Annotated in this window: 8 protein-coding genes; 6 read left to right on the forward strand and 2 right to left on the reverse strand. The window is 41.6% G+C overall.

The genetic code is table 11. The annotated features are described in order from the left end of the window. Window positions 1–5 precede the first annotated feature (5 nt). Window positions 6–1,061: a DUF3810 domain-containing protein gene (locus N5O98_RS17330; protein WP_004304636.1), complete on the reverse strand. Its 1,056-nt coding sequence runs from the start codon at window positions 1,059–1,061 to the stop codon at window positions 6–8. A 140-nt stretch (window positions 1,062–1,201) separates the two neighbouring features. Here N5O98_RS17330 and N5O98_RS17335 point away from each other — a divergent pair, with 140 nt between their 5' ends. The 3 genes from N5O98_RS17335 to N5O98_RS17345 all read left to right on the forward strand — a co-directional run bounded on the left by N5O98_RS17335 (window position 1,202) and on the right by N5O98_RS17345 (window position 6,559). Beyond that, window positions 1,202–1,840: a hypothetical protein gene (locus N5O98_RS17335; RefSeq protein WP_004309825.1), complete on the forward strand. Its 639-nt coding sequence runs from the start codon at window positions 1,202–1,204 to the stop codon at window positions 1,838–1,840. Between the two features lie 66 nt (window positions 1,841–1,906). Next, window positions 1,907–4,543 (forward strand): valine--tRNA ligase, encoded by a 2,637-nt coding sequence (locus tag N5O98_RS17340; RefSeq protein WP_022199119.1) that lies wholly within the window; start codon window positions 1,907–1,909, stop codon window positions 4,541–4,543. Window positions 4,544–4,660: 117 nt separating this feature from the next. Continuing rightward, complete coding sequence (locus N5O98_RS17345; protein ID WP_004304639.1) at window positions 4,661–6,559, forward strand: sensor histidine kinase; 1,899 nt, start codon at window positions 4,661–4,663, stop codon at window positions 6,557–6,559. Window positions 6,560–6,870: 311 nt separating this feature from the next. Here the strand turns inward: N5O98_RS17345 and N5O98_RS17350 are convergent, their stop codons facing one another. Continuing rightward, on the reverse strand, window positions 6,871–7,446 hold the full coding sequence (locus tag N5O98_RS17350) for an RNA polymerase sigma-70 factor (protein WP_004304640.1): 576 nt from the start codon (window positions 7,444–7,446) through the stop codon (window positions 6,871–6,873). Between the two features lie 134 nt (window positions 7,447–7,580). Between N5O98_RS17350 and N5O98_RS17355 the strand changes: the two genes are divergently transcribed. From N5O98_RS17355 to N5O98_RS17365, 3 genes are all read left to right on the forward strand, one after another. After that, window positions 7,581–8,603: a FecR family protein gene (locus N5O98_RS17355; RefSeq protein WP_004304641.1), complete on the forward strand. Its 1,023-nt coding sequence runs from the start codon at window positions 7,581–7,583 to the stop codon at window positions 8,601–8,603. Between the two features lie 168 nt (window positions 8,604–8,771). Next, window positions 8,772–12,161 (forward strand): TonB-dependent receptor, encoded by a 3,390-nt coding sequence (locus N5O98_RS17360; RefSeq protein WP_008775515.1) that lies wholly within the window; start codon window positions 8,772–8,774, stop codon window positions 12,159–12,161. A gap of 12 nt (window positions 12,162–12,173) precedes the next feature. Continuing rightward, complete coding sequence (locus N5O98_RS17365; protein WP_004325012.1) at window positions 12,174–13,688, forward strand: RagB/SusD family nutrient uptake outer membrane protein; 1,515 nt, start codon at window positions 12,174–12,176, stop codon at window positions 13,686–13,688. The last annotated feature ends 7 nt before the right edge of the window (window positions 13,689–13,695 follow it).

A 13,695-nucleotide genomic window follows, 5' to 3' on the forward strand; every position in this document is an offset into this window, starting at 1 on the left:
TCTATTTAATTCATTTTTTTCCATTCCTGGTAAGAAATCAATAACCCTACTACTTCCGAGTAGTTCTGGCGGCCACTTTCTATCTTGTTTCCTTTCAGGTAAAGATCGTATATCCAATCCTGTACGGCTCCCACTACCGGGCTATACTTGGCAGCCCAATAGGCTTGATTATTCTTGGCTAATTCAATAATTTCCGGTCGGATGCGTTGAAAGAGTTTTGCATATTCTTCTTCTGAAAGTAATCTTTTTGCATTCCCCAGTACATGCCCCAGTACAGAGAAATATCCGGAGAAACGGATACCCATTGCCTGTGAACGGGTACAAACCTGATAGGCATAGAAATTGGCTTCCGCTTCGCTGGTGATACCTAACAAGTGGGCTAGTTCATGAGCATAAGTGGCGGGATAGTTGGCGGGAAGCAAATCTCCGTTAAGGGTGAATTCGCAGAAGAAAGGCCCCATGCTACCGGTTACTCCTACCATGGAAATGAACGGAGTAAACAACATGGTCTTTACTCTCGGATGATCGTGTGGAGGTCGGTGCACGCCCAAGCTATCACTTAACTGATTATAGATTCGTACGGTTTCTTCCCGTATCAAATCCTGGTTGATACTATTTACAGGGGTGTACGAACGATTTAATTGGGTGATATAGTCGTCAACGAACTCCTGAAAATTTTCGGGAGTGTAGGCTGTATACGGGATTTCGGTTCGTTGGTAAAAGTTCTTTTGAGAATAATTCAGTCCCCAAGCCAGATAGAACCATACATAAATCCACAACAGATATTCGCCGTCGCGCAATAAAACTTTCTTCCAAGGCAACTTTTTGCGGAGACGGGCATAAATAGGATAAATAATCACGCCCGCGATACTAAGGAAGATAAATAAGTCTCCTATCGCAAAAGGAAATAAATTGGAAAAAAACGACAAAACGTAAGAGATAAAAGGGTAGATTGTTTGCGAATAGATTGTTGCCAGAGCAGGAATCCATTGCGTTAGCCACACCAGGATTAAGATTGCTCCTAAGGCTAAATATCTTACATTTGGCTTCTTTTTCATCATTTGTTTAATATCAGTCAACAAAAATATGCATTAAATAGACGTCGCGCGAAAAAATACCTCTATATTTGCAAAAAATCTGTTAACAATGGCTTTATAACTTGTATAATAGGGAAAGTCATTCAACATAAACCGGATAAAAGATGGCTACATCAGAAGAAATTGAAAAGTATTGCCGGAATTGCGTATCACGTGATTTCGTGAATGGTAAAGGTCTTGTTTGTAAGCGCACCAGAGAACTTCCTGCTTTTGAAGAAGAATGTGAAAGTTTTGAGAAAGATGAAGAGCTGGAAAGATTAGCCCCTCCCAAGCCGGAAGACTTCCCGGTATCTATGACAGAAGAAGAAATGCTTGCCGAAGAGAATCTCTCCAAAGGAGTACTGTACGCAGTCGCTGCCTGTATTGTGGGTGCGGTGGCATGGGGACTGATATCTGTTTCTACGGGTCGTCAGATTGGATTTATGCCCATTGCTATCGGATTTATGGTTGGCTTTGCCATGCGGAAAGGGAAAGGAATACGTCCCATTTTCGGAATTATCGGTGCGGCATTATCCCTGATTAGTTGTGTCCTGGGTGATTTCTTTTCCATTATCGGGTATATTTCCCAGGATTATGATATGTCCTATTTCGACGTTCTGGTAAGTGTGGACTATGGAGAAATATTCTCTATTATGCTGGAAAATGTGATGTCAATGACTGCTTTATTCTACGGATTCGCTCTTTATGAGGGGTATAAATTCTCTTTCCGTGCACAGAAACACCCCGAGGGTGGTAAGATTTGAATTTAAATTATTAATTTTGCACCCGTTATTTTTAGAATATACATTATCATATATACATAAAACAATATGGAATTAGCAAGTAAGTACAATCCCGCTGACGTGGAGGGAAAATGGTACCAGTATTGGCTGGACCATCATTTATTCAGTTCGAAACCCGATGGCCGTGAACCTTACACCATCGTCATTCCGCCCCCGAACGTCACCGGTGTGTTGCACATGGGACACATGCTTAATAATACCATTCAGGATATTTTAGTTCGTCGTGCCCGTATGGAAGGCAAGAATGCCTGCTGGGTACCGGGAACTGACCATGCTTCTATTGCTACTGAAGCTAAAGTAGTAAACAAACTTGCTGCTCAAGGCATCAAGAAAACCGACCTGACTCGTGACGAATTCCTGAAACATGCTTGGGATTGGACAGACGAACACGGAGGTATCATCCTGAAACAACTTCGTAAACTCGGTGCATCCTGCGACTGGGATCGTACTGCTTTCACTATGGACGAGAAACGCAGTGAAAGTGTACTGAAAGTTTTCGTAGACCTGTTCAATAAAGGATTGATCTACCGTGGTGTCCGTATGGTAAACTGGGACCCGAAGGCATTGACCGCTCTTTCTGACGAGGAAGTGATCTACAAAGAAGAGCACGGAAAACTATATTACCTCCGCTATAAAGTAGAAGGTGATCCGGAAGGACGCTATGCCGTAGTGGCAACTACCCGCCCTGAAACAATCATGGGTGACACAGCGATGTGTATCAACCCGAACGACCCGAAAAACGAATGGCTGAAAGGCAAGAAAGTGATCGTTCCGCTGGTAAACCGCGCCATCCCTGTGATTGAAGATGATTATGTAGACATCGAATTTGGTACAGGTTGCCTGAAAGTGACTCCTGCTCATGACGTAAACGACTATATGCTGGGTGAAAAGTACAACCTGCCTAGCATTGATATCTTCAACGATAACGGTACATTGAGCGAAGCTGCCGGTATGTATATCGGCATGGATCGTTTCGACGTTCGTAAACAGATAGAGAAAGACCTCGAAGCTGCCGGACTGCTGGACAAGACAGAAGCCTATACAAATAAGGTAGGTTACTCGGAACGTACCAACGTAGTGATCGAACCGAAACTATCTATGCAATGGTTCCTCAAGATGCAGCATTTTGCAGACATGGCATTGCCTCCGGTAATGAACGATGAACTGAAGTTCTATCCTGCAAAATACAAGAATACCTACCGTCACTGGATGGAGAACATCAAAGACTGGTGTATCAGTCGTCAGTTGTGGTGGGGACATCGTATCCCTGCTTACTTCCTCCCGGAGGGCGGTTATGTGGTAGCTGCTACAGCAGAAGAAGCATTGGCAAAAGCGAAAGAGAAAACCGGCAATGCCGCCTTGACAATCGAAGATCTCCGTCAGGACGAAGATTGTCTGGATACCTGGTTCTCTTCCTGGTTGTGGCCTATCTCTTTGTTCGACGGAATTAACAATCCGGGTAACGAAGAAATCAACTATTACTATCCGACCAGCGACCTTGTGACAGGACCGGATATTATCTTCTTCTGGGTAGCCCGTATGATTATGGCAGGCTACGAGTACGAAGGACAGATGCCGTTTAAGAACGTTTACTTCACAGGGATCGTTCGTGATAAACTGGGACGTAAAATGTCCAAGTCACTCGGTAATTCTCCCGACCCGTTGGAGTTGATCGAGAAATACGGAGCCGATGGAGTACGTATGGGTATGATGCTTTCTGCTCCTGCCGGAAACGATATTCTTTTCGATGACGCACTTTGCGAACAGGGACGTAACTTCTGCAACAAGATATGGAATGCTTTCCGTCTGATTAAGGGCTGGACAAATGCTAAAGGTACTATTGAGATTCCTACCGATGCACATCTGGCAGTTCAGTGGTTTGACCAAAGACTGGATGCGGCAGCTGTTGAAGTGGCCGATCTCTTCTCCAAATATCGTTTGAGCGAAGCGTTGATGCTGGTTTACAAACTGTTCTGGGATGAATTCTCTTCTTGGCTGTTGGAAATCGTGAAACCTGCTTATGGACAGCCTGTTAATGGCTTTATTTATAGTATGGTTCTTAGCTCTTTCGAGCGTCTGCTTGAATTGCTGCATCCTTTTATGCCATTTATCACAGAAGAATTGTGGCAACAACTGCGTGAGCGTGAACCGGGTGAAAGTTTGATGGTTACTCAACTGTTTGAACCGGTCGGAGCAAATGAACAATTCCTGGCAGAGTTTGAAGTAGCTAAGGAAATCATCAGTAATGTCCGTAGCATCCGTTTGCAGAAGAACATTGCTCTGAAAGAAGAACTCGAATTGCAGGTTGTAGGCACTCATCCGGTAGAGAAATTGAATCCGGTGATTATCAAGATGTGTAACCTGTCTTCCGTAACAGTGGTAGAAAGCAAATCAGAAGGTGCTTCTTCTTTCATGATAGGAACGACCGAATTTGCCGTGCCATTGGGTAATATGATTGACGTGGAAGCCGAAATCGCCCGTATGGAAGCCGAATTGAAGCATAAAGAAGGATTCTTGCAGGGAGTGATGAAGAAACTTAGCAACGAGAAATTCGTCAATAATGCTCCGGCTGCCGTTCTTGAACTGGAACGTAAGAAGCAAGCCGATGCAGAGAGCATCATTAATTCTTTGAAAGAAAGTATTGCGGCTTTGAAGAAATCATAATCCTTTGATACTTAATTTTATATAATAAAGGGCATCTCAATTCGTTTTGGGATGCCTTTTTTTTGCACTAAAGAAATTAATACTATCTTTGCTTCCGCTATTTATAGAATACCACAAATGAAACAATCGTTACGGATCATTCCATTCCTCCTTGGATTATTCCTTTTTATTGAAGGGTTCTTATCACCTGCGTCAGCCCGAACCGAAAATACAAATAAAGAAGTACTGGTTTTAAACTCGATTAATTTCAATCTGCCTTGGGCTAAAAACTTTTATTGGTGTCTTCATGATGCTCTTCAGAAACAAAGAATTTCTGTGAAGGCGGAATCGCTTTCCGTACCTGCTCTGGTGAATGAGATGGAGGCGAATGCCGTAGTCACCCATTTGCGTCAGAAGTATCCGGAACCTCCCACTGCTATCGTGATGATTGGAGATCCGGGATGGATTGTTTGCCGCGAATTATTTGATGATGTATGGAAAGAAGTTCCGGTAATCGTGACAAATGCCCGCGACCATTTACCTGCTTCTCTTGAGGTCTTATTATCTCATGCCCCGTTGACGGAAGCCAATACAGTTTCCGGCGATGAATGGAGGCGGGGATATAATATAACTATCTTGAAGCAATATTATTATGTAAAGGAGACAATCGATTTAATTTATAAACTGATACCTGATATGGAACGTCTGGCGTTTATCTCCGACGATAGGTATATCAGTGAAGAAACTCGCGGAGATGTAAAGGAAGCTGTAGAAGAGAACTTCCCGGACTTGAATCTGGATTTACTTTCCACCACTCAATTATCTACAGAAATGTTGTTGGATACTTTACGTTGTTATAAACCGAATACGGGAATCATTTATTATTCTTGGTTTGAGTCGCATAACAAAAATGATAATAACTATCTTTTTGATCATATTCAGGAAGTGATTGTCAATTTTACTCCATCTCCATTGTTTTTACTTTCTCCCGAAGACTTGTCGAATAATACTTTTGCAGGAGGATATTACGTTTCGACGGAATCGTTCTGTAAATCTTTGCTGGAAATACTTGGTCGTGTCTTGGATGGAGAACAGGCACGTGATATTCCCGGTGGGGCGGGAGGAGAAGGAAGTGCCAATCTCTGCTATCAAGTGTTGAAATCCTACAATATACCTTCTTCCCGCTATCCAGACGATGCGGTTTATGTCAATGAGCCCAAGACTTTTTTTCAACAGTATTACATTCAAATACTTTCCTGTTCATTCTTTTTGTTGATTTTGATTGTTGCTATCATATATTATATCAGCATTCTTCGGAAAGCATATAGTCGCCTGCATGAAGCAATGGAAAAAGCGGAACAGGCCAATCAATTGAAATCCGCATTCCTGGCTAATATGAGTCATGAGATACGTACCCCCTTGAATGCCATTGTAGGATTCTCCAATATGCTTCCTCATGTAGAAAACCGTGAAGAAATGTCCGAATATGTAGAACTCATTGGAACAAATACGGATTTGTTGCTCCAGTTGATTAATGATATTCTGGATTTGTCGAAGATTGAAGCCGGTACATTCGATTTCTATCCTGCCTTGATTGATGTGAACCAGACGCTTGAAGAAATCGAGCAAAGTATGCAGCTACGTCTTCGGCACAATAATGTGACTTTCACATTTGCGGAGAGACTGTCCCAATGTACATTGTATACGGATAAGAACCGTTTGATTCAGCTGCTTGCCAATTTTGCAGTTAACGCCATCAAATTTACAGAGGTGGGTACTATCCGTATGGGATATCGTTTGCTTGATCCTGAAACGATTTATTTTTATGTGTCGGATACAGGCTGTGGAATGTCTTCTGAACAGTGTATTCATGTCTTCGAACGGTTTGTGAAGTACAATTCCTTTGTGCAAGGTACCGGACTGGGACTTTCTATCTGCCATACGATTGTAGACCGCTTGGGAGGGAAAATAGGAGTGGAGTCGAAAGAGAACAAAGGATCTACTTTCTGGTTTACCTTACCTTATCGGCAGAATTAATGCTTTACTTCTTTCCAATCTATCAGTAGATAAGTTGCTATACTCTTATTGCAAACTTCCTTTCCCTTATTGGATAAGTTGTCTTTGACCAAGAAGAAACTATAAACGCAAGTTCTGATTGTATAATTGCAAGTTGCATTTATATAACCGGAACTTGCAGTTGTATAAATGAAGCTTGCAATTATAGTTTTCTCGTAGCCAAAAAGAAGTTTGGCAGTAGGGGAATGCAAGTTTACCTCTAATACAACGGAAGTTATCTATTAGTACTTTAATAGACAGATAGTAATAGATAAGAAAATAGATGGTTGGTTTTAAGGAAATAGAATCGGTAGTAATAATGGCAGATAATCCTTTAAATCTACGCGTAGTTGCTTTAATGCTTGTTGAATACGGTAATCTACTGTTTTGGGAGATATTCCCAGAATTTCCGCTATTTCTTTATAACTCATATCCCGGAACCTATGCATCACAAAAGCTTCCCGATAACTTTCCGGCAATGTGGCGATGGCATCCTTGATGCGTTGTGTCAACTCTTCAACTTGATAAAGATCCGTATCTTGCAGCATCTCCTGCATCTCTTCATAAAATCGAGTGTCGGCACGTTGGGTGGCATCAATATGTGCAAGCTTGTTCAGAGCTTTGCGGTATATCATTTTAAAGAGGTATGAACTAAGTGAAGTTTCGATAATCAGATTTTCTCTGTTTTCCCAAATCCATAAAAGAGAGTCCTGCACAATTTCTTCCGCATCTTCCAGATCTACAAAACGATGACCATAAGCACACAGTGCCGGATAATACCTCCGAAACAGTGCATCAAATGCTTTTTGGTCGCCTCGCTGTATAGCAGATAATAGGAAATTGCTTTCTGACAGGTGAACTTCTTTCATGTATTAGTTTGATATTTCACTGCAAATATAGCTTTTTTATAAGAAAACAAAGATTTTCTGAAAAAAAATGAGATTTGGTTTAGGAATTCCACAAGTCTCTCTTGTCTTATAGTAAAAGGCAATAAAATACGAATATGGATAAGACTGATAAAAATACAATAGAAGAATTGCTTCCCCGTTATTGTGAGGGACTGGCAACGGAAGAAGAGCGTCTGCAGGTTGAGATGTGGATGGATGAGTCGGAAGAAAACCGGCGGATGGCCAAACAGATACATGCTCTTTATCTTGCTACAGATACCGTTCACATCATGACGAAAGTTGACACAGAGAAAGCATTGACAAAGGTGAAAAGTAGAATGACAGGTAACAGACAAAGGAAAACGACATGGTGGGAATGGGCGCAACGTGCGGCAGCAGTGCTGTTCATTCCACTTCTCGTTACTCTGATGGTACAACATTGGGGAGGAAGCGAACAGGAATTGGCACAAATGATGGAAGTGAAAACAAATCCCGGAATGATGACTTCTCTGACATTGCCCGATGGCACATTGGTTTTCCTGAATTCCGAATCTACCTTGAGTTATCCCTCACGCTTCGATAGCGACACGAGAAATGTAACATTGCAGGGAGAGGCTTATTTTGAAGTAGCCAAGAACCCGGAAAAGAAGTTTATAGTTTCTACTTCCCACCAATCACAGATCGAAGTACTGGGAACTCATTTTAATGTAGAGGCTTATGAAAAAGAAGACCGGATTGCAGCAACATTGGTTGAAGGAAAAATAGGTTTTATTTATTCATCTGACAATGGTTCGAAAAAGGTGCTGATGGATCCCGGACAGAAGCTGGTCTATGATACAAGAGACAGTAAAGTGCAGCTTTATGCCACCTCCGGTGAGTCGGAAATAGCTTGGAAAGAGGGAAAGATTATATTTAGAAATACTCCTCTCGAAGAGGGATTACGAATGTTGGAGAAGCGGTATAATGTGGAATTCATTATTAAAAACGACCGTTTGAAAGGAGACTCATTTACAGGTACGTTTACAAATCAACGCCTCGAGCGTATTCTGGAATATTTCCAGCTTTCTTCTCAAATCCGTTGGCGTTATCTTGATTCGCCGGATATAAAAGATGAAAAGAGTAAAATAGAAATATATTGATTGATTAACCTTAAAACAAAAATGCAATGAAAGACAGACCCCCTTAAACAAAAACATACGGGAGGATATTGGCGTATCTTCCCGTATGGAAATCGGTAAATCTTTTTGATGCTTGTTTGGCGACAAGCTTAGATAAACTTTTTATTAACTTTAAGTCATTACAAAATTATGCAAAATTATTTTAGCATCCAATTTTTATGGGTGGTAAAGTCACTTTGGCTAACCTCAAAAAAAATCCCATTATCTATGAGACTATTGGTTTTGTTCTTAGTATGTTCTATTGGGCTGACCTATGCAGCCGATAGTTACGCTCAAAAGGCTTTAATCAGTATTGATGTACGTAATCAGCGGGTGGAGGACATTCTAAAAGAAATTGAAGAGCAGTCTGATTTTGATTTCTTCTTCAATAATAAGCATGTCGATTTGAATCGTCGCGTATCAGTTTCTGCTGATAAAAGCAACATTTTTAGTGTGTTGAAAGAAATCTTTTCCGGTACTAATGTAAAATATTCGGTACTAGACAAGAAGATTATATTATCCATTGAGGCACAGTCTCCTGAACAAGAAAAGAAAATAACCGTATCCGGTACTATATCAGATGCACAGGGGGAGCCGATTATCGGAGCCAGTGTATTAGAAAAAGGAGTACAGGGTAACGGTACGATAACAGATATTGACGGGAACTTCAAAATCTCCGTCTCTTCATCGAAGGCACAGCTCGATATCTCCTATATCGGCTATCAGTCTCAAACGGTTGCCGTGCAACCCGGAAAAAATATGAAAATCATTTTGCAGGAAGATTCCAAACAACTCGATGAAGTGGTAGTGGTGGGTTATGGTACACAGAGCAAGAAGACATTGACCGGTGCCGTTTCTATGGTAAACATGGGAGATGTGGAGATGAATACCGTACCGAATGTATCTCGTGCGTTGGCGGGTAAAGCAGCGGGGTTCCGTGTGAACCAGGTTTCTGCACAACCGGGTGGTGAGGCGAAGTTTCGTATTCGTGGAGAAGCGTCTACCGGTGCTGGTAATGAACCTTTATTTGTAATCGACGGCTTCCCGGTGTCTTCTACTTCCAATTTAAGTTCTGGTAATGGTTTCTATGAATCGGGTAATATTGATAATGTACTGGAATCATTGAATCCGGATGATATTGAATCCATTTCTGTGTTGAAAGATGCTGCTTCCACAGCTATTTATGGTGCGCGTGCCGGACATGGAGTTGTTTTGATTACCACTAAACGTGGTAAAAGTCAAAAGCCCAGAGTGACTTATTCCGGTATGGGGTCGGTGCAGGTAGCTCGTTCCAACTACAAGATGCTTGATACTCGTATGTATATGGATATGTATAATAAACAGATGCATGAAGAGTGGTTAAAGTTGAACGGAATGGGTATTTATGAAGGATATGTTGAGAAGCAGGACACTCCGCCTACTCAATATAAACCCACTTTCAATAATGATGAAATATTGACTGCTAGCGGTACCGATTGGTTGGATGCGGTGATGCGCAATGGATATACGCAACAGCACAATCTTTCTGTGAATGGTGGTACGGAGAAAACTCGTTATCTGGCTTCTGTCAACTATATGAACCAAGAAGGAATTGTCAAGAATAATGGTGTCAGTCGTTTTTCTGCCCGTTTGAATCTGGATCAAGAATTGAGTGAATATGTTTCTTTCGGACTGACTGCTACTTACTCGCAGAATAAGTATGACAATGTTCCTCTGGGAGACAATGCCAATGAATATTCCGGCGTATTGACCGGTGCTATCCAATCCAATCCTACAATTCCTATCTATGACTCTGAAGGAAATTATTTCATTGATCCGAAACGTCCCTTCGTTGCGAATCCGGTGTCTTTGTTGGATATTAAGGATAATACGGTAAAAGACCGGATCATAGGATCTGCATTCGTATCCGTGAAACCGTTGAAAGACTTGGAAGTGAAGTTGCAGTTAGGTGTCGACCGTAGTTTCCAGAAACGTTCCAGCTATTTGCCTAAGACAACTTTGCAGGGAAAGACCAAAAACGGAAGAGCGGATATTTCGCAGGAAACAAGTACTGCCTATCTGATGGAGCTGACAGCTCAATACTCCAAGAGCTTTGGCGATCATAACGTGAAAGCTATTGGTGGTTATTCGTTCCAAAAATTTAAAAATGATGGATTGAGTGCCGGAAATGAAGATTTTCTTGTAGATGGCTTTGGATATAATAGTTTGGGTTCAGGAAATTACAAGAAACCATCTGTAGGTTCATGGGCTTCTATTAACAGTATTGCTTCTTTGTTTGCCCGTGCCAATTACTCGTATAAAGGCAGATATTTACTGGAAGCTACAGTTCGTGCTGATGCTGCTTCCAATTTCGCCCCGGAAAATCGTTGGGGTTATTTCCCGTCCGTATCAGCCGGTTGGATGATAAGTGAAGAAAATTTCATGAAAGGGGCTTCAAACTGGTTGTCTATGTTGAAGTTAAGAACTTCTTATGGACAGACGGGTAACTCTAATGTCGGTTATCGCATTTACGACTATTATGAAGTGGGAAGAAGTGCCATTATCGGAGGTGCAGAATCAACAGGAGTATATGCTTCGGATTTGGGCAACAGGAGCCTGACTTGGGAAACGACTACGGAATTTAATGTAGGTGTGGATCTAGGTATACTCAACAACCGGTTTAAGTTGACAGCCGAATATTTCAAACGTAAGATTACAGACTTGTTGGTGACAAATAAACCATTGCCTTTTTATAATGAAATAAATAAAATAGCGGGTAATATAGGATCAACACAAAGTCAGGGTGTGGAAATCACTGTGAATACGGTGAATATCGTTACTAAAGATTTTGAATGGGATACGACATTAACCTTGTCACATTACAATGACCGTTGGCTGACACGTGACCCGAACTGGAAACCCAAACCTTATGAAAAAGAAAATGATCCGATTCGTGCATGGTGGGAATATGAAGCGCTTGGCATCCTGCAACCGGGAGAAAAAGTTCCAGACGCTCAAAAAGACTTGGTTCCGGGTATGATGAAGTTGAAAGACCGCGATGGAAACGGAGTATTGGGAGATGAGGATAAAGTATATATGGGTAATGGTGATCCTAAAATTATCTACGGTCTGAACAACTCGTTCAGATATAAGAACTTCGACTTGAATATCTATTTCTATGGAGAAGCCGGCAGAAAGAGAGGAGCCAGTTATTATGAGGGCTGGACACGTATGGACAATGGTATCAATGTTTCTACTTATGCCCTGAAAGCTTTTAATAGCAATAACCTGACAGCCACAGATCCGACATTTGTCAGAGGTGGAAGCGGATGGGGGGATTACTATGTGAAATCTATCTATTACGTTCGTTGTGGAAGCATTACATTAGGATATAAAGTGCCTATCAGCCAGAAGATTGCCAAGAATCTCCGTGTATATGTAGACGTGAATAATCCATTTGTGATTACTAACTGGACAGGTCTGGACCCGGAAACGGACAATGGAACCTATGCATATCCGAATGTAACCTCATATAATTTTGGTGTATCAATATCTTTCTAATAAGTGATGAATATGAAAAAGACAATTTATACTGCAATAGCAACTCTCTTGTTCCTCATTTCGTCTTGTACGCTGGAGCAGGAAGTATATAATAAAATTAATCCGGGAATGTTTCCCCAAAATGCTGAAGATGTAAATGCTTTGGTCAATTCGAGTGCTTATTATGTGTTTTCTCCGTGGGGAATTTTTGAAGTAGCGGCAGGCTATGTGACGACTTCGGAAATGGTAACCGATTATGTGGAAAACACTTGGGGATGGACTACCGTATACAATTCGTATGAAGCTAATGACTGGCATATCGACGGTGACTATCGTCGTGTGTATGACTATTCCCAGTATTTGGCTTCCATGACTTTGACAATGGATCGCATCAAGGACGTGAATATGGATGAAACCTTGAAAGCTCGCTATATGGCGGAATTGAAATGCGGACGTGGTTTCCTGGCTTTTCTGATGTATGATATGTATGGTCCGATACCTATCGCCGATCTGGAGACTTTGCAAAAACCGGAAGCAGAGATTGTTATTCCACGTTTGTCGGAAGAAGCTATGCGTGAATACATTGTTTCCAACTTGAAAGATGCAGCTAATGTGTTGCCCTATAAGTATGAAGATACAAATTACGGACGCTTCACCAAAGGATTGGCCAATACATTATTGCTGAAATTCTACATGATGACCAAGCAATGGGATGAGGCGGAGAAAATAGGACGTGAATTGACAAAACCGGAATACGGTTATAAATTGGTAGACGATTATAACTCTCTGTTCTCTTTATCTGGTGAAAAGAATTCGGAAGTCATATTCTCATGTGTGGCCGAGGCCGGTGTGATGGAACAGAAATGGTTCGCTCACGTACTGACTTCTGACTATCCGCTTCCTGCCGGAATGTCGGTGACTGCCTGGGGAGGATTTAAAATATCCTGGCCTGCATACGAATCTTATGATCCTAAAGACAAGAGACGTGAAAGAATTATTGGTGAATATACAGGTACAGAGGGCGTACACCATAGCCGGGCGCTTGACCGTGACGGTGGTACGACAGGTATACTCTTCTACGGTGCAATTCCGGTGAAATATAAAATTGAGGGGGTAGTAGGTGAGAAGTGCGAAATAGATATGCCCATCTATCGTTATGCGGATGTATTGACTTTACTTTCGGAAGCTATCGTTCGCAATGGAAACAGTATCACTCAAGAGGCGATTGGCCTGTTGAATCAGGTGCGGGTTACTCATGGTGGACTAAAAGCTTATCAATTGAGTGATTTTTCATCTGTAGAAGATTTTCTGGATAAATTGTTGGAAGAACGTGGACATGAATTTTATTTTGAAGGAGTGCGTCGTCAGGATTTGATCCGCCACGGAAAATTTATTGAAGCAGCACTTGCCAAAGCAAGATTTGCTGGACAGCCGACAGGTAAAATAGAAACGAAAGTGGATGGACAATATAAATATGAGAAATTCCCGTTGCCTACTCATCTGATTACTGAAGGACAAGGCATTATAATTCAAAATCCCGGTTACTAAAAAATAG

This window comes from Bacteroides sp. LFL-34 (assembly GCF_027257075.1).
GTDB lineage: Bacteria > Bacteroidota > Bacteroidia > Bacteroidales > Bacteroidaceae > Bacteroides > Bacteroides ovatus.